The organism is Nissabacter sp. SGAir0207, assembly GCF_005491205.1.
Lineage (GTDB): Bacteria > Pseudomonadota > Gammaproteobacteria > Enterobacterales > Enterobacteriaceae > Chimaeribacter.
This window is the reverse complement of the sequence record NZ_CP028035.1, coordinates 3,501,564-3,518,421: the sequence shown is the minus strand read 5'-3', so window position 1 is coordinate 3,518,421 and position 16,858 is coordinate 3,501,564. Positions and strand designations below refer to the sequence as shown.

Annotated in this window: 13 protein-coding genes; 6 read left to right on the top strand and 7 right to left on the bottom strand. The window is 63.9% G+C overall.

Annotated features, from left to right (window positions below; translation table 11 throughout):
* The first annotated feature begins 100 nt into the window (after positions 1-100).
* The 4 genes from C1N62_RS15810 (at position 101) to C1N62_RS15795 (ending at position 2,868) form a co-directional block, all read left to right on the top strand.
* Positions 101-715 (top strand): YitT family protein, encoded by a 615-nt coding sequence (locus C1N62_RS15810; protein WP_137764529.1) that lies wholly within the window; start codon positions 101-103, stop codon positions 713-715.
* 48 nt (positions 716-763) lie between these two features.
* The gene (locus tag C1N62_RS15805) at positions 764-1,957 is read left to right on the top strand and encodes an amino acid aminotransferase (protein WP_137764528.1); all 1,194 of its coding nucleotides are present in this window, start codon (positions 764-766) and stop codon (positions 1,955-1,957) included.
* A gap of 138 nt (positions 1,958-2,095) precedes the next feature.
* Positions 2,096-2,518, top strand: coding sequence for a secondary thiamine-phosphate synthase enzyme YjbQ (locus tag C1N62_RS15800; protein WP_137765040.1), 423 nt, complete (start codon positions 2,096-2,098; stop codon positions 2,516-2,518).
* Entirely contained in the window at positions 2,515-2,868 is a 354-nt protein-coding gene (locus C1N62_RS15795) for an MmcQ/YjbR family DNA-binding protein (RefSeq protein WP_137764527.1), read from the top strand. Before C1N62_RS15800 ends, C1N62_RS15795 begins: the two co-directional genes overlap by 4 nt.
* Positions 2,869-2,914: 46 nt before the next feature.
* Here the strand turns inward: C1N62_RS15795 and uvrA are convergent, their stop codons facing one another.
* Complete coding sequence (gene uvrA, locus C1N62_RS15790) at positions 2,915-5,773, bottom strand: excinuclease ABC subunit UvrA (protein WP_137764526.1); 2,859 nt, start codon at positions 5,771-5,773, stop codon at positions 2,915-2,917.
* A 278-nt stretch (positions 5,774-6,051) separates the two neighbouring features.
* On the opposite strand from uvrA, the gene C1N62_RS15785 reads away from it, so the two are divergent.
* A complete protein-coding gene (locus C1N62_RS15785; protein ID WP_137764525.1) occupies positions 6,052-6,606 on the top strand; it encodes a single-stranded DNA-binding protein in 555 nt (184 codons plus the stop codon).
* 160 nt (positions 6,607-6,766) lie between these two features.
* Here C1N62_RS15785 and gabP read toward each other — a convergent pair whose 3' ends face one another.
* The 3 genes from gabP to C1N62_RS15770 all read right to left on the bottom strand — a co-directional run bounded on the left by gabP (position 6,767) and on the right by C1N62_RS15770 (position 11,020).
* A complete protein-coding gene (gene gabP / locus C1N62_RS15780; protein WP_137764524.1) occupies positions 6,767-8,164 on the bottom strand; it encodes a GABA permease in 1,398 nt (465 codons plus the stop codon).
* Positions 8,165-8,288: 124 nt separating this feature from the next.
* The gene (locus tag C1N62_RS15775; protein WP_137764523.1) at positions 8,289-9,740 is read right to left on the bottom strand and encodes an NAD-dependent succinate-semialdehyde dehydrogenase; all 1,452 of its coding nucleotides are present in this window, start codon (positions 9,738-9,740) and stop codon (positions 8,289-8,291) included.
* 8 nt (positions 9,741-9,748) lie between these two features.
* Positions 9,749-11,020, bottom strand: a complete 1,272-nt coding sequence (locus tag C1N62_RS15770; RefSeq protein WP_137764522.1) for a 4-aminobutyrate--2-oxoglutarate transaminase — start codon at positions 11,018-11,020, stop codon at positions 9,749-9,751.
* Between the two features lie 115 nt (positions 11,021-11,135).
* On the opposite strand from C1N62_RS15770, the gene C1N62_RS15765 reads away from it, so the two are divergent.
* Positions 11,136-12,650, top strand: a complete 1,515-nt coding sequence (locus tag C1N62_RS15765) for a PLP-dependent aminotransferase family protein (protein ID WP_137764521.1) — start codon at positions 11,136-11,138, stop codon at positions 12,648-12,650.
* A gap of 36 nt (positions 12,651-12,686) precedes the next feature.
* On the opposite strand, the gene C1N62_RS15760 is transcribed toward C1N62_RS15765, so the two are convergent.
* The 3 genes from C1N62_RS15760 to C1N62_RS15750 form a co-directional block, all read right to left on the bottom strand.
* Entirely contained in the window at positions 12,687-13,070 is a 384-nt protein-coding gene (locus C1N62_RS15760; protein WP_137764520.1) for a DUF305 domain-containing protein, read from the bottom strand.
* Entirely contained in the window at positions 13,067-14,335 is a 1,269-nt protein-coding gene (locus C1N62_RS15755; RefSeq protein WP_137764519.1) for a Gfo/Idh/MocA family protein, read from the bottom strand. The genes C1N62_RS15760 and C1N62_RS15755 overlap by 4 nt, the downstream gene beginning before the upstream one ends.
* A 166-nt stretch (positions 14,336-14,501) precedes the next feature.
* Entirely contained in the window at positions 14,502-16,637 is a 2,136-nt protein-coding gene (locus C1N62_RS15750) for a bifunctional diguanylate cyclase/phosphodiesterase (protein WP_137764518.1), read from the bottom strand.
* Positions 16,638-16,858 lie beyond the last annotated feature (221 nt).

Here is a 16,858-nt window from a genome sequence, read left to right as displayed (position 1 = left end):
AAAGCGTCTGTCAGCAACCAAAGCACCTGAAATGGCGCGCTTTTTGCTGATTAGCTATAGCCCGCAGCCCGGCTGCGCTTCCCTGACAAAGTGACCCCCAATGGACAACGTGATTCAACCCCCTAAACTCGCACACTCCGCACTGGAAGATGTGCTGGCGATGCTGATTGGCACCCTGATGGTCTCCTTCGGCGTCATCCTGTTGCGCCAGGTCGGCGCGCTGACCGGCGGCACCGCTGGCATGGCGTTCCTGCTGCACTACCTGACCCATGTCTCTTTCGGCACCGCCTTCTTCCTGATTAACCTGCCGTTCTACTGGCTGGCGATCCGGCGCATGGGCTGGCAATTCACGCTGAAAACCTTCTGCGCGGTGGGGCTGGTGTCGCTGTTCTCTGACCTTCACCCGCTGTTTATCCACTTCGACCAGTTGCAGCCCTTCTACGCCACGCTGTTTGGCAACGTGATCATGGGGCTGGGCTTTATCGTCCTGTTCCGCCACAAAGCCAGCCTCGGCGGCGTAAATATTCTGGCGCTTTTCCTGCAGGACAAATATGGTATCCGCGCCGGGAAATTGCAGATGGGCGTTGACGTGGCGATCGTGCTGGCCTCGCTGTTGGTGGTGAGCCTGCCGATGCTGGTGGTCTCGATTGCGGGTGCTACCCTGCTGAACCTGATCATCGCCCTGAACCACCGGCCCGGCCGCTACAGCGTATAAGCGCCCGAGACCCTATTCATGACAAGACAATCCAAGGAGTGCAGCACCGTGTTCCAAAATGTTGATGCCTATGCAGGTGACCCCATTCTCTCGCTGATGGAGAGCTTCAAACAGGATCCGAGGGAGCAGAAGGTTAACCTGAGCATCGGGCTTTATTACAACGAGCAGGGCATCATCCCGCAGATGCAGGCCGTTGAACGCGCCGAGCGTCAGCTGAGTGACACGCCGCACGGTGCGTCAGTTTACCTGCCGATGGAGGGCCTGACCGCCTACCGCAGCGCCATCCAGCACCTGCTGTTCGGTGCGGCGCACCCGGCACTGGCCGAGGGGCGCATCGCCACCATCCAGACCGTCGGCGGCTCAGGCGCGCTGAAAGTGGGCGCGGACTTCCTCAAGCGCTACTTCCCGGAATCTGAGGTGTGGGTGAGCAACCCGACCTGGGAGAACCACATCGCGATCTTCGCGGGCGCGGGCTTCAACGTGCACACCTATCCCTACTTTGACGCCGACAGCCTGGGCGTGAACGTGCCCGCGATGCTGGAGAGCCTGCAACAGCTGCCGCCAAAAAGCATCGTGCTGCTGCACCCCTGCTGCCACAACCCGACCGGCTCTGACCTGACCCCGGCAGAGTGGGATCAGGTGATTGAGGTGGCGAAGGCGCGTGAGCTGATCCCGTTCCTCGACATCGCCTATCAGGGCTTTGGCGCGGGCATGGAAGAGGATGCCTACGCGATCCGCGCGATGGCGCAGGCTGGCCTGCCGTGTCTGGTCAGCAACTCCTTCTCCAAGATCTTCTCGCTGTATGGCGAGCGCGTCGGCGGCCTCTCGGTGGTGTGCGAGAACGCCGACGCCGCAGGCCGCGTGCTCGGCCAGCTGAAGGCCACCGTGCGCCGCAACTACTCCAGCCCGCCGAACTTTGGCGCGCAGGTGGTGGGCAAGGTGCTGAACGACGCAGAGCTGAACGCCCTGTGGCTGGCGGAAGTGGAAGAGATGCGCACCCGCATTCTGGAGATGCGCAAAACGCTGGTCGCCAAACTGAAGGTGGCGCTGCCCGCGCGCAACTTCGACTACCTGCTGGAGCAGCGCGGCATGTTCAGCTACACCGGCTTTAGCGAAGCGCAGGTTGACCGCCTGCGTGACGAGTTCGGCGTCTACCTGATTGCCAGCGGCCGCGTCTGCATGGCTGGCCTGAACCACGGCAACGTGCAGCGCGTGGCGGAAGCCTTCGCCGCCGTGCAGTAAGCCCCCTCGGCAGGCCGTCCGGCCTGCCGTTTTTCCCTCCCTCCGCCCGTCACGCCCGCAGGAAATTCCCCTCTCCGCCTTTATCTTTCAGCCGATTGATGCACACTGGATAGAAGAGTACATGGCATGGAGCAAATGATGTGGCATCAACATACCCTGACCCTGAGCGCCAAACCGCGTGGGTTCCATCTGGTGACTGACGAGGTGGTCGGCAAGCTGGAGGGGCTGGCACGGCTGGAGACCGGCCTGCTGCACCTGCTGCTGTTGCACACCTCCGCCTCACTGACGCTGAATGAGAACTGTGACCCAACGGTGCGCGGCGACATGGAGCGGCACTTCTTGCGGCAGGTGCCGGAGAACGCCAATTACGAACATGATTATGAGGGGCCGGATGACATGCCGGCCCATATTAAATCGTCGCTGCTGGGCGCATCACTGATGCTGCCGGTGCGGCATGGGAAACTGGTGCTCGGCACCTGGCAGGGCATCTGGCTGGGTGAGCATCGCAATCACGGCGGCCAGCGGCGCATCGTCGCCACCTTACAAGGGGAACCCAAATGACCAGTTCAGAGCTGCTCGACTACTGCATGTCCAAGCCGGGCGCGGAGCAGAGCGTGGATAACCAATGGAACGCCAATCAGGTAAAGGTCGGCGAGATGATGTTCGCGATGGTAAGCCCCTTGCAGGAGCGCCCGGCGATCACGCTGAAGACCAGCCCGGAGCTGGCCGAGGAGTTGCGCAACAAGCACCCGGAGATTGTGCCAGCGGAGCACATGAACAAGGCGCACTGGAACACCATTTTCCTCGACGGCGACCTGCCGGATTCCCACTTCTACCACCTGATCGATAGCTCCTACCAACTGGTGGTCACCGCGCTGCCGGAAGAGGTGCGGCAGGATCTGGGCGTCTAGGCAAAAAAAGGCCACACCGTGGTGTGGCCTTGATGGCTAACGTCTGTCAGGCAGACTTCTTCTGCCGTTTCGCCACATGGCTGGCAAGGATCGGCTTCAGGAAGCGCGCGGTGTGCGAGGCTTCGCACTCCGAGACCGTCTCCGGCGTGCCGGAAACCAAAATCTCGCCGCCGCCGCTGCCGCCCTCTGGCCCCAGATCGACGATCCAGTCCGCGGTCTTGATCACGTCCAGGTTATGCTCAATCACCACGATGGTGTTGCCCTGATCGCGTAGCTGGTGCAGTACCGCCAGCAGTTGCGCGATGTCCGCGAAGTGCAGGCCGGTGGTCGGCTCATCCAGAATGTAGAGCGTCTGGCCGGTGCCACGTTTTGACAGCTCGCGCGCCAGCTTGACGCGCTGCGCCTCACCGCCGGAGAGGGTGGTCGCCGACTGGCCAAGGCGGATGTAGGAGAGGCCCACGTCGATCAGCGTCTGGAGCTTGCGCGCCAGCGCTGGCACGGCGTCGAAGAAGTCACGTGCCTCCTCGATGGTCATCTCCAGCACCTCATGGATGCTCTTGCCCTTGTAGCGGATCTCCAGCGTCTCGCGGTTATAGCGCTTGCCCTTGCACTGGTCGCACGGCACATAGATGTCCGGCAGGAAGTGCATCTCCACCTTGATCACGCCATCGCCCTGACACGCCTCGCAGCGGCCGCCACGGACGTTGAAGCTGAAGCGGCCCGGCGTATAGCCACGGCTGCGCGACTCCGGCACCCCAGCGAACAGCTCACGCACCGGCGTGAAGATGCCGGTGTAGGTCGCCGGGTTGGAGCGCGGCGTACGGCCGATCGGGCTTTGGTCGATGTCGATCACCTTGTCGAAGTGCTCCAGACCCTGCACCTCGCGGAACGGCGCTGGCTCGATGATGGTCGCGCCGTTGAGCTGGCGTTGCGCAATCGGGAACAGCGTGTCGTTGATCAGCGTTGACTTGCCTGAGCCAGAGACGCCGGTGATGCAGGTGAACAGCCCCACCGGCAGCGTCAGGGTGACATCCTTCAGGTTGTTGCCCTTGGCGCCCACCAGCTTCAGCACGCGGGAGGGATCGGCCGGCACGCGCTGCTCTGGCACCGCGATCTCACGCTCGCCGCTGAGGAACTGGCCGGTCAGCGACTCCGGTTTCGCCATGATGTCGCTGGCAGTGCCCTCGGCCACCACCTGGCCGCCATGCACGCCCGCGCCGGGGCCGATGTCGATGATGTGGTCGGCGGCGCGGATGGCGTCTTCGTCATGCTCCACCACGATCACCGTGTTGCCGAGGTCGCGCAGGTGGATCAGCGTCTCCAGCAGGCGTTCGTTATCGCGCTGGTGCAGGCCGATGGAAGGCTCATCCAGCACGTACATCACGCCCACCAGCCCGGCGCCGATCTGGCTCGCCAGACGGATACGCTGTGCCTCGCCGCCGGAGAGGGTCTCCGCCGAGCGCGACAGCGACAGGTAGTTCAGGCCGACGTTGACCAAAAACTTCAGGCGGTCGCCGATCTCTTTCAGTACTTTCTCGGCGATCTTGGCGCGCTGGCCGCTGAGCTTCATGTTCTGGAAGAAGGTCATGGCGTGGCCGATGCTGAAGTCCGAGATCTCCGGCAGGGTGGTGTTCTCCACGTAGACGTGGCGCGCTTCTTCCCGCAGGCGGGTGCCGTGGCAGGTGGTGCAGGGGCGGTTGCTGATATATTTCGCCAGATCCTCACGCACCGCGGTGGATTCGGTCTCTTTGTAGCGGCGCTCCATGTTGTTCAGCACGCCCTCGAACGGGTGGCGGCGCACGGAGGTGTCGCCCCGATCGTTGATGTACTTGAACTCAATGGTCTCGCGGCCGGAGCCTTGCAGGATCGCCTTTTGCACGTTGGCGCTCAGCGAGTCGAACGGCGCTTCCACGTCGAACTTATAGTGCTCCGCCAGCGAGCGCAGCATCTGGAAGTAGTAGAAGTTGCGGCGATCCCAGCCACGGATCGCGCCACCGGCCAGCGACAGCTCCGGGTTCTGCACCACGCGGTCTGGGTCGAAGAACTGCTGCACGCCAAGGCCATCACAGGTCGGGCAGGCACCCGCCGGGTTGTTGAACGAGAACAGGCGCGGCTCCAGCTCGCGCATACTGTAGCCGCAGATCGGGCAGGCGAAGTTGGCAGAGAAGAGCAGCTCCTCGGCATTGGTGTCATCCATGTCCGCCACCACGGCGGTGCCGCCGGATAGCTCCAACGCGGTCTCAAAGGACTCGGCCAGACGCTGCGCCAGATCGTCGCGCACCTTGAAGCGATCCACTACCACCTCGATGGTGTGCTTCTTCTGCAACTCCAGCTTCGGCGGATCGGAGAGATCGCACACCTCGCCGTCGATGCGGGCGCGGATATAGCCCTGCGCCGCCAGGTTCTCCAGCGTCTTGGTGTGCTCGCCCTTGCGGTCTTTCACCACCGGTGCCAGCAGCATCAGGCGGCGGCCCTCCGGCTGGCTGATGACGTTGTCCACCATCTGGCTGACGGTCTGCGCCGCCAGCGGCACGTCATGCTGCGGGCAGCGCGGCTCGCCCACGCGAGCGAACAGCAGGCGCAGGTAGTCATGGATCTCGGTGATGGTGCCCACCGTGGATCGCGGGTTGTGTGAGGTCGACTTCTGCTCGATGGAGATCGCCGGCGACAGCCCTTCAATGTGGTCGACGTCCGGCTTCTCCATCAATGACAGGAACTGGCGGGCGTAGGCCGACAGCGACTCCACGTAGCGGCGCTGGCCTTCGGCATACAGGGTGTCAAAAGCCAGTGAGGATTTGCCCGAACCAGACAGGCCGGTGACAACGATCAGTTTGTCGCGCGGGATGATCAGGTTGATATTCTTGAGATTATGGGTGCGTGCGCCCCGAACTTCGATCTTATCCATTCATATTTCCCGGATTAAACACGATCTCTCACTATGCCTGTCACGGGTATCCGGCGCATTGTCGCTTGCGCAACGGAAGAAAGCAGGACACAGAAAGTACGAAACGTTTAATTATGACACAAAAAAACCTGAATGGATATCCAGTATTCCGCCGCAAGATTGGGTATACTGTGAACAATTCTGGGGCGCACTTCGCAGGTATGATCGCGCGGGGTAGCGTGCTAAAATGAACGGTTTAGTATCTTCAGAAAATTAACTCATCAGGCAGGAGAGTCGACATGGCCAGCAGAGGCGTAAACAAAGTGATTCTTGTCGGGAATCTGGGCCAGGATCCGGAAGTACGTTACATGCCCAATGGTGGCGCTGTGGCGAACTTCACTCTGGCGACATCAGAATCCTGGCGTGACAAAGCCACCGGCGAGCAGAAAGAGAAGACCGAATGGCACCGTGTGGTTCTGTTCGGCAAACTGGCGGAAGTGGCGGGCGAGTACCTGCGCAAAGGCTCTCAGGTGTACATTGAAGGTGCCCTGCAGACCCGTAAATGGGCGGATCAGTCTGGCCAGGATCGTTACACCACCGAAGTGGTTGTAAACGTTGGCGGCACCATGCAGATGCTGGGCGGCCGTCAGGGCGGCGGTGCAGGCGCAGGCGCGCCGATGGGCAACAACAACCAGAACGCCGGCAACAACGGCGGCTGGGGCCAACCGCAGCAGCCGCAGGGCAACAACAACCAGTTCAGCGGCGGCCAGCAGTCCCGCCCGGCCCCGCAGCAGAACAACGCCCCGATGAATAACGAACCGCCGATGGACTTCGACGACGATATTCCGTTCTAAGCGTTTGTCCCGCGCAGTACTTACAAAGCCCCGAAAGGGGCTTTGTTGTTTTTAATCGTCTTAAACAGTCACGTTCTCTCTTCTCCCGCATCCTGCCATTGTCCGCAGAACATCCCGCCAATAAAAAAGCCCCTGTCGGGGCTTTTTTATATTGTAGGCCTTACCCCACACTCTTCTCCAGTTGCCCGGCGGGGGCGCGCTGGTCGCGTTTTTTGCGGTGCACCCAGAAGGAGCTGAGCACCACGGCGGCGGCGAGGATCAGGGTGGCGAGCACCTGGCCGCGCTGGTCGGGCATAAACAGCATACAGGCCAGCATCACCACGATGAAGGCGATCACTGCCAGCGTGATCCAGGGGTAGCCCCACATGCGGATCGGCATCTGGTCGTGACGCATCTTGGTACGCATCCGCAGCTGCGAGATGGCAATCACCAGATAGACCAGCAGTGCCACGCTGCCGGTGCTGGCGATCAGGAAGTCAAACACGTTCTTCGGCGCGTAGTAGTTGGCAATCACCGTCAGGAAGGCGGCGATGGTGGAGAGCATCACGGCCACGTAGGGGGTCTTCACCCGGTTGGTCTTGCGCGCCAGCGCCGGGGCGTCGCCGCGCTTGCTCAGGGAGAAGAGCATCCGTGAGGCGGTGTAGAGCGCCGAGTTGAGGCAGCTGGTCACCGCCAGCAGGATCACGCAGTCCATGATCAGCTTGGCGTAAGGGATGTGCAGCGACTCCAGCACCGTCTGGTAGGAGCCGAGGGTGGTCAGCCCGTGGCTGTTCCACGGCACCAGCGTGATCACCATGAAGATCGACCCGAGGTAGAAGACCGAAATGCGGCCAATCACCGACCGGGTGGCGCGCACCACGTGCTCTGCCGGGGAGGAGGTCTCGGCGGCGGCGATGGTGACAATCTCGGTGCCCATAAAGGAGAACATGGTGATCAGCACCGCGGCGAGGACGGAGCCAATGCCGTGCGGCATAAAGCCGCCCTGACTCCACATCAGCGAGAGGCCCGCGTTCTCGGCGGAGGGGATCACGCCGGTCAGCGCCATGCAGCCAATCACGATGAAGGCCAGGATGGCGATCACCTTGGTCAGCGCCAGCCAGAACTCAAACTCGCCGTAGTTCTTGACGTTCAACAGGTTGCTGCCGGTCAGGGCGAGGGTGATGAACAGGGAGAAAGTCCACACCGGCACGCTCTCAAACCAGCCGTGCAGGATGGTGGCGGCGACGTTCGCCTCCAGCGGGATCACCAGTACCCAGAACCACCAGTAGAGCCAGCCGATGGTGTAGCCAGCCCACTTGCCAATGGCGCGGTCGGCGTAGGTGGAGAAGGAGCCGCTGTCTGGCGAGGCGGCGGCCATCTCGCCGAGCATCCGCATGATCAGCACCACCAGCAGACCGGCGATGGCATAGGAGATGATGGAGGCCGGGCCGGCGAGGGCGACGGCGCTGCCGGAGCCGACGAACAACCCGGCGCCGATGACGCCGCCGATGGAAAGCATGGTGATATGCCGGGCGCGTAAGTTGGTGTTCAGGTCACTGGCTGTGGCTGTCTTACTCATAGATGTCCCTTACTTTCCTGTTGGTGCCGGTGGCGCAAACAGGAAAATGTCGTGATGGTGAATGGGTGATAGCCCGCCGGGGCGGCGGCCAGAGTGGCCGGGGCGCGTGGCCCCGGCCCCAGCCTTACTGGCTGATGTCAAAGCAGAGGTACTTCATCTCGAGGTACTCATCCAGCCCGTAGCGCGAGCCTTCACGCCCCAGCCCGGACTGCTTCACGCCGCCGAAGGGCGCGACCTCGTTGGAGATGGCACCGGTGTTGACGCCGACCATGCCGCTCTCCAGCGCCTCGCTGACGCGCCACTGGCGGCTGGCGTCACGGGTGTAGAAGTAGGCGGCCAGCCCGAACTCGCTGTCGTTGGCGTAGCGGATCGCCTCCTCCTCGGTATCGAACGGGATCAGCGCCGCCAGCGGGCCGAAGGTCTCCTCATGGGCGACACGCATCGACGGCGTGACGCCGGTCAGGATGGTCGGCTGGAAGAAGGTGCCGCCCAGCGCGTGCGGCTGGCCGCCGCTTACCACTTCGGCACCCTGCTGGCAGGCGTCATCAATGTGCAGCTGCACCTTGGCGACCGCCGCCTCATCAATCAGCGGCCCCTGGCTGCTCTCGGCGTCACGGCCATCGCCGACCTTCAACTGCGCGACGGCGGTGGTCAGGTGGCGCACGATCTCCGGGTAGATGCCGCGCTGCACGTAGATGCGGTTGGCGCAGACGCAGGTCTGGCCGCTGTTACGGAACTTGCTGGCCATGATGCCCTGCACCGCCGCCGCCGGATCGGCGTCATCGAACACCAGGAAGGGCGCGTTGCCGCCCAGCTCCAGCGACAGCTTCTTCACCGTCGGCGCGCACTGCGCCATCAGCAGGCGGCCTACCTCGGTCGAGCCGGTGAAGCTCAGCTTGCGGATCACCGGGCTGGCGCACAGGGTCTTGCCGACCGCCACCGCGTCGCCGAGCACATGGATCAGCAGGTCATCCGGCAGCCCGGCGCGGCGCGCCAGATTCTCCAGCGCGAAGGCGGTCAGCGGCGTCTGCTCGGCGGGCTTGACGATCATCGCGCAGCCCGCGGCCAGTGCTGGCGCGGCCTTGCGGGTGATCATCGCCGCCGGGAAGTTCCACGGCGTGATGGCGGCACAGACGCCCACCGGCTGCTTCAGCACCAGCAAGCGCTGGTGTGCCTGCGGCGGGGTGAGCACGTCGCCCTCCACGCGGCGCGCCTCTTCGGCGAACCAGCGGATAAAGGAGGCGGCGTAGCCAATCTCGCCGCGCGCCTCGGCCAGCGGCTTGCCCTGTTCGGCGGTCAGGATGTTGGCCAGCGCCTCGCGCTCGGCCAGAATCGCCTGATACCAGTTGAGCAGGATGTCGGCGCGCGTCTGGGCGGTCTGCTGCTTCCAGCTCTGCTGGGCGCGCTGCGCCCGCTGGATCGCCTCCTCAACGTCAGCGGCGTCGAGCTGTTTGACCCACGCCAGCACCTCCCCGCGCGACGGGTCGGTCACTTCAATAAAGCCAGCCGGGGCTGGTTGGCCCGCTTCCGGCTGGCGCACCAGCGGGTGGTCGAGCAGGGGGGAAAGGGTGTTCATGGCGGCCCTCACTCAGCGGTCAGTACGTGGCTGAGGATCTCCATCGCCTGCTGGAACTGGGCGTCCGGGATGGTCAGCGGGTAGAGGAAGCGGATGACGTTGCCGTGCTGGCCGCAGGTAAGCAGCAGCAGACCGGCTTCCATCGCGCGTTGCTGGATGGCGGCACACAGCGCCTTCTCCGGTGCGCCGCTCTGCGGATCGCAGAACTCCACTGCAATCATCGACCCCACGCCACGGATGTCCGCGATCGCCGGGTTGCGCGCCTTGGCAAGGTGCAGCACCTCACGCAGGTGCTGGCCGAGGTGTTCGGCACGCTCACACAGCTTCTCCTCCTGAATCACATCCAGCACTGCATGGGCGGAGGCGATCGCCAGCGGGTGACCGGCGTAGGTGCCGCCCAGTCCGCCGGGGGCCGGGGCGTCCATCACCTCGGCACGGCCACAGACGCCGGAGAGCGGCAGGCCGCCCGCCAGACTCTTCGCCATGGTGATCAAATCTGCCTTCACCTGCGGATGGTGCTCCATGGCGAACAGCTTGCCGGTGCGGGCGAAGCCGCTCTGCACCTCGTCGGCGATCATCAGGATGCCGTGCTGGTCGCACAGGGCGCGCAGGCGGGTCATGAACTCGGTCGGGGCAGGGCGGAAGCCGCCTTCACCCTGAATCGGTTCCAGCACAATCGCGGCCACCTGCTCCGGCGCGATGTCACAGCTAAAGAGCTGATCGATGCTCGCCATCGCCTCGTCAACGCTGACGCCGTGCTGCTCGCTCGGGTAGCGGGCGTGGAACACGGAGGCGGGCATCGGGCCGAAGTCACGTTTGTAGGGGGCCACTTTGCCGGTCATTGCCATCGTCATCAGGGTGCGGCCGTGGAAGGCGGCGGTGAAGGTGATGACGCCAGAGCGGCCGGTGTGGGCGCGGGCAATCTTCACCGCGTTCTCCACCGCCTCGGCACCGGTGGTGAAGAAAGTGGTCTTGGCTGGCCCCTCAATCGGCGCCAGATCGTTGATGCGTTCAGCCAGCGCGACGTAGCTCTCGTAGGGCACCACCTGATAGGCGGTGTGGGTGAAGGCCTGAAGCTGCTTCTCTACGGCGGCCACGATCTTCGGGTGGCGGTGGCCGGTGTTCAGCACGGCAATGCCCGCGGCGAAATCGATCCAGCTGTTGCCCTCTTCGTCCCACAGGGTGGCGTTCTCGGCGCGGTTCACAAACCAGTTACACATAACGCCCACGCCACGCGGGGTGGCGGCATTTTTGCGTTGGTTAAGTTGCTGATGTTTCATGGTGTTCTCCAGGTACAGGCTATGCCGTGTAAATAACGGCCGTCAATATTGTTAATTATTAACAGTCTCTATTAACATCAGGCGAGAGCCACTTTAGGAAAACGGAGGGAGCCAATTGCGTTCTTTACACGCAGATCTGCTTTTACAGCGTTTGCAGCAGACCACCGGCGGGCAGCTGCGGCTGCGCGTCTGCCAGTGCCTGCGCACGGCGATTGCTGATGGCAGCATCCCGCCCGGCAGCCGCCTGCCAGCGACGCGCGATCTGGCGCGGGAGCTGGAGGTGTCGCGCAATACCGTGCTCTACGCCTATGAGCAGTTGCAGGCGGAGGGCTACTTGCAGGCCAAGACCGGCAGCGGCACGGCGGTGGCGGAGATCCTGCCCGACAGCTACCTGACGGCGGTCGCGGGCCAGAGCTACCATATCGAGCGCTATGCCAAGGAGGCGCGGCTGTCGAAGCGCGGCGGCACCCTGATGGGCTACGCCAACGCCTCGCCGCACCAGTGGGGGGCCTTTGTGCCGGGCGTGCCGGACGTGCGCGAGTTCCCGCACGCGCTGTTCAGCTCCATCCAGCGCAAGATCAACCGCGATCCGCTGCACCACCACCTCACCTACAGCCATCAGGGCGGCAGCTATGAGCTGCAACAGGCGCTGGTGGAGTACCTGCGCGTCACGCGATCGGTGCAGTGCGATGTGGATCAGATCCTGATCACCGAGGGCACCCATCAGGGGATCGACCTGATCGCCAAGATGCTGTGCGATCCCGGCGATCGCGTCTGGTTCGAGGAGCCGGGCTACTGGGGCGCGCGCAATATCTTGCGCATCAATGGCGCGGAGTTGCAGCCGGTGCCGGTCGATGGACAGGGGCTGGTGCCGCCCGCGCCGGAGGGCGCGCCGCCGAAGCTGATCTTTGTCACGCCGTCGCACCAGTACCCGCTCGGCGCGGTGATGAGCCTGCCGCGCCGCCAGCAGTTGCTGGCGCTGGCGCGGGAGCAGGGGAGCTGGATCATTGAGGATGACTACGACAGCGAGTTCCGCTTCAGCGGCCAGCCCTACCCGGCGTTGCAGGGGCTGGAGCCAGATGCGCCGGTGATCTACCTCGGCACCTTCAGCAAGACGCTCTACCCGGCGTTGCGCATCGGCTACATGGTGTTGCCGAAACCGCTCGCCTCGGCGATGAAGCTGGCGAGCGCCGAGCTATACCGTGGCGGCCACTTCCTGATCCAGACCGCGCTGGCGCAGTTCATGCGCGAAGGGCACTACACCGCCCACATCCGCCGGATGCGGCTGCTCTATGGCCGCCGTCGCGCCTATCTGGTGTCGCTGATCCAGCGCTATCTGGGGCCGGAGTTTTTGCATGAGTATGACCACGATGCCGGGCTGCATCTGGTGCTGGTGCTGCCGAAGGGGTGCGATGACGTGAAGATTGCTGCCCATGCGCTGCGGCGCGGGGTGAAGGTACGGCCCCTGTCGCAGTACTTCATGTGCCGCCAGTCACGGCGCGGGCTGCTGCTTGGCTTTGCCTGCGTGGAGGAGAGCGCGATGCTGCCAGCCTTCAACGTGCTGCGTGACAGCCTGATCAAGGGCGGCCTGACGCTACCGGGCGGCGCGCCAGCACAGTCCGGCAAATAGGGGAGGGGCGCGCCAGCGGGCCGGCGCGCCCGGCGGTCAGCGCCCTTGTGACGCCTGTTTGTCGAGCCACTGGCGCATCTGGACAATCTCGACCTGCTGCGCCTTGATCACCGCTTCGGCCATTTTGCGCGCCTCGGCGTTGCGGCCATACTTCAGCTGGGTGCGCGCCATCGCGATCGCCCCCTCATGGTGGGCAATCATCCCCTGGATAAACGCGGTGTCCGGGTCGCTGGAGGTGAAGGCTTTCGCCATGTTGTCATGCATGGTGGCCATGCCAGCCTGATACTCCTGCTGGGCGTCGGTGGCGGCCCCGCCGTGCTCGCCATGCACCGCGTTGCCGCTCGGCGGCGGCGGGGCGGCCAGCGCCATCAACGGGGCGAGCAGCAAGCCCGCCAGCCAGGGTGCGCGTACTCTACTCATGATGCCTCCTGTGGCGACTGCGCCGCCGTAACATGCACATCGCGCCGCTCCAGCGTCACCGGGCGGCCCTCCTGGGCGGAGCGGTAGAGGGCTTCGATAAAGATCTGGTCCTGCAACCCCTCCTCGCCGGGCGTGCGCGGCGCGCGGTCGTTGCGCACGCAGTCGGCGAAGTGTTCAATCTCCAGCGCAAACTGCGGCCCGGCGCTCAGCTTCAACTCCTGCTGTGACACCGCCTCGCCCTTCAGTTGCGACACTTTCAGGCGCTGGCCGCTGTAGGCGTAGGCGTTCTCCAGCTTCACCCAACCCTTCTCCAGCCGGATGGTCATCTCCTTGCCCTCGTGCGCGCCATAGCTGGACGAGCACTGTGCCACCACGCCCGACGGGAAGCGCATCTGGAAGGTGATGGTCTCCTCCACCTCCTCATAGCGCGGGTCGCCGGTCGGGTTGATGGCCTGCGCGTACACCTCAATCGGGTTCTCCGCCAGCATCATGCGCACGCCATTCAGGCAGTAGAGGCCGATGTCCGGCAGCGCGCCGCCGCCAGCCAGCGCCGCCTTGAAGCGCCACTGGTCATCCGGCCCCATCGACTGCACGTTGGTCGCCTCAATCAGCCGCGGGCGGCCCAGCTCGCCGGACTGCACCTGCCGCGCCGCTTCTTTGTTGTAGGCGTCGAACTGGCAGCGGTAGGCGATCATCAGCTTCACGCCAGCCTGCTGGCAGGCTTCCACCATCTCCTGTGCCTCCTGCGAGGTGTTGGCCATCGGCTTCTCGCACAGCACATGCTTGCCAGCGCGCGCCGCCGCCAGCACGTGGTCGCGGTGCAAGCCGTTGGGCGTCACGATGTAGACCGCCTCAATCTCCGGGTTGTCAGCCAGTTTGTGCATCTCGTCGTAGCTGTAGATCGCCTCCTCACGGATGCCATACTGCGCCGCCACGACACGCGCCTTGTCGGGCTTGCCGGAGACCAGCGCCACCGGCCGGGCATTCTTGCAGCGGTGCAGCGCGGGCAGGATCTGGTTGAGCGTCAGCCGCCCCAGCCCGACCACCGCAATGCCGACGCGCTGCTCCGGCGGCAGCCAGGCGGGCGGCGAAGGCTCCGGCGTGTCCGCCTCCCCCTTCCAGTTGATAAAGGTTACGCTTCCCCCCTCGGCCTTGCCGCTGTCAATCTCCGAGGGCGGCAGGTAAGCGCCTTCGGCGGGCAGGCCGTGGCCGGTGGCGGTCGCGGGGCCGCGGTTCTCAAACGGGAAGTTGCTGTCATCGGTCATGCTGGCTCCTCAGTGCGGATGCGGGACTTCTTTCACTATAGACCATCCTCCGCCCACGGCCGGGCAGGGTGGGGCAAAAGGCAGTGAACATGCGGGCAATGGCGGCGAACGGGGGGTATCGGCGGGGAAAAGGGTGCGCCTGCCGGGAGCCGACAGGCGCAGGGGATTATTGGGACGCGGCGTCCGCTTCGCGGGCGGCTATCTCGGTGGCTGGGATGACGCGGCCGGGCCAGTCGCTGCTGATGCGCTCGGCGATCTGGGCGGGCGTCATTGGGCGGCCAAGCAGGAAGCCTTGCAGGGCGTCGCAGCCGAGCTGGCTGAGGAACGCCTGCTGCTCCGGCGTCTCCACGCCTTCGGCCACCACCTTCAGGTTGAGGGTCTGCCCCAGCGCGATGATCGCCGAGACGATGCTGGCATCCTCATTGTCGATGGTCAGTTCGTTGATGAACGCCCGGTCAATCTTGAGTTCGCTGGCTGGCAGCCGTTTCAGGTAGAGCAGGCTGGAGTAGCCGGTGCCGAAGTCATCAATCGACGCCTTCACCCCCAGCTCGGTCAGCTGGTCGAGGATCGCCACGCTGGCATCCGGGTTGCGCATCGCGGTGGTCTCCGTCACCTCCAGCGTCAGCTTGCTTGGCGGGATGTTGTGGCGCTTGATGATGCTGATCACCTTCTCCACCAGATCCGGCTGCTCAAACTGCAACGCTGACAGGTTGACGGCGATGCTCCACTCTTCGTGTCCCTGGCGGTGCCACTCGCTCAGCTGGCGGCACGCCTCGTTCAGCACCCACTCGCCAATCGGCAGGATCAGGCCGGTCTTCTCCGCCAGCGGCAGGAACACCGCCGGGCTGAGCATCCCGGTCTCCGGGCGCTCCCAGCGCACCAGCGCCTCAAAGCCGCACACCGGGCCATCCGGCGCGGTGAACTTGGGCTGGTATTGCAGGCGCAGTTCGTCATGCTCAATCGCCAGCCGCAGATCGTGCATCAGTTGCAGCTGCTCCTGCGCATTGGTGTTCATCGACTTCTGGAAGAAGCTGTGGCCGTTGCGGCCAGAGTTTTTGGTGTGGTACATCGCCGCGTCGGCGTTGAGCATCAGTTCGCGCTCGGTGGTGCCGTCGCTCGGGTAGACGGCGATGCCGATGCTGATGGAGACCAGCAACTCATAGCGTGAGACGTGGAACGGCTTCTCAATCAGCATCACCAGCTGCGCCGCCAGCGTCGCGGCATCGGCCGGGTCGCTGATCTCCACCAGCACCACAAACTCATCGCCACCCAGCCGCGCCAGCGTGTCCTGGGTGCCGAGCCGGTCGCGGATGCGCTCGGTGACGGCGATCAGTAGCTGGTCGCCGATGTGGTGGCCGTAGGCATCATTCACCGCCTTGAAGCCATCCAGATCCATGAACAGCACCGCGAACTGGGTATCCTCATGCTCCGCCTTTTGCAGCGCCTGCTGGATGCGATCCTCCAGCAGCAGGCGGTTCGGCAGTTTGGTCAGGTTGTCATGCAGCGCCAGCTGGGTCAGCTCGCGGTTGGCCTGCTCCAGCGACTGCGCCAGCACCGCGGTACGCGCCTGAAGGCGGGCGTCCAGCACCGACACCACCAGCGTAATGGCCAGCACCGCCAGGGTGACCACAATCACCAGCACTGCCAGCCAGTTGGTGTTTACGCCGCCGTGGCGGTGCATGTGGCCCATCATCTCCGGCGTCATGGAGAAGTTGGCAGCCGCCATGCCGGTGTAGTGCATCCCGACGATGGCGATGCCCATGATGATGGCAGCCAGCGCGCGCAGCAGCTTGACGTTAGAGGTCTGGGTGCGCAGCCGGAAGGACATCCAGAGCGCGCCAGCGGAGGCGAGCACCGCAATCACGATGGAGAGCGCCACCCAGCCGAAGTGATAGGACATGCCGGGCATTACGTTCATCGCCGCCATGCCGGTGTAGTGCATCCCGGCGATGCCGACCCCCATGATCACCGAGCCAACCAGCAGGCGGGAGATGGGCAGGTGCAGATCGGTGACCAGCCAGAGGGCGAAGACCGAGGAGGCGATGGCAATCAGCATCGACAGGCCGGTGATGGTGGGATCGTAACTGATGGCGACCGGCAGGCTGAAGGCCAACATGCCGATGAAGTGCATCGACCAGATGCCGATCCCCATCGCAATCGCGCCGCCGCCAAGCCACCAGTGGGCCGCGGGCTTGTCAGTGGTGGCCACACGACCGGCCATGTCCAGCGCGGTATATGAGGCAAGGATGGCAACGATGAAAGAGAACATCACCAATACATCGTTGTAACTGCTGGCAAGCATAACGTGCTCTCCGAGAGAACCTGAATTGATGGCAATGCGTCCGGTTATGGCACCGTTGAAGCGGCAGGACGATCGCCGTAAAAAGCCCTTAACGATTATGTTGGCTTAACAGTCATGCGGCAGGCCGGAGGGCGCGCCTTAATATGTTTAGCATTAATTATGTGTTATTTAAGGCTTATTTAACGATTCTAGCGGCTTTTCCCAGATGGTTAAACCGGCGC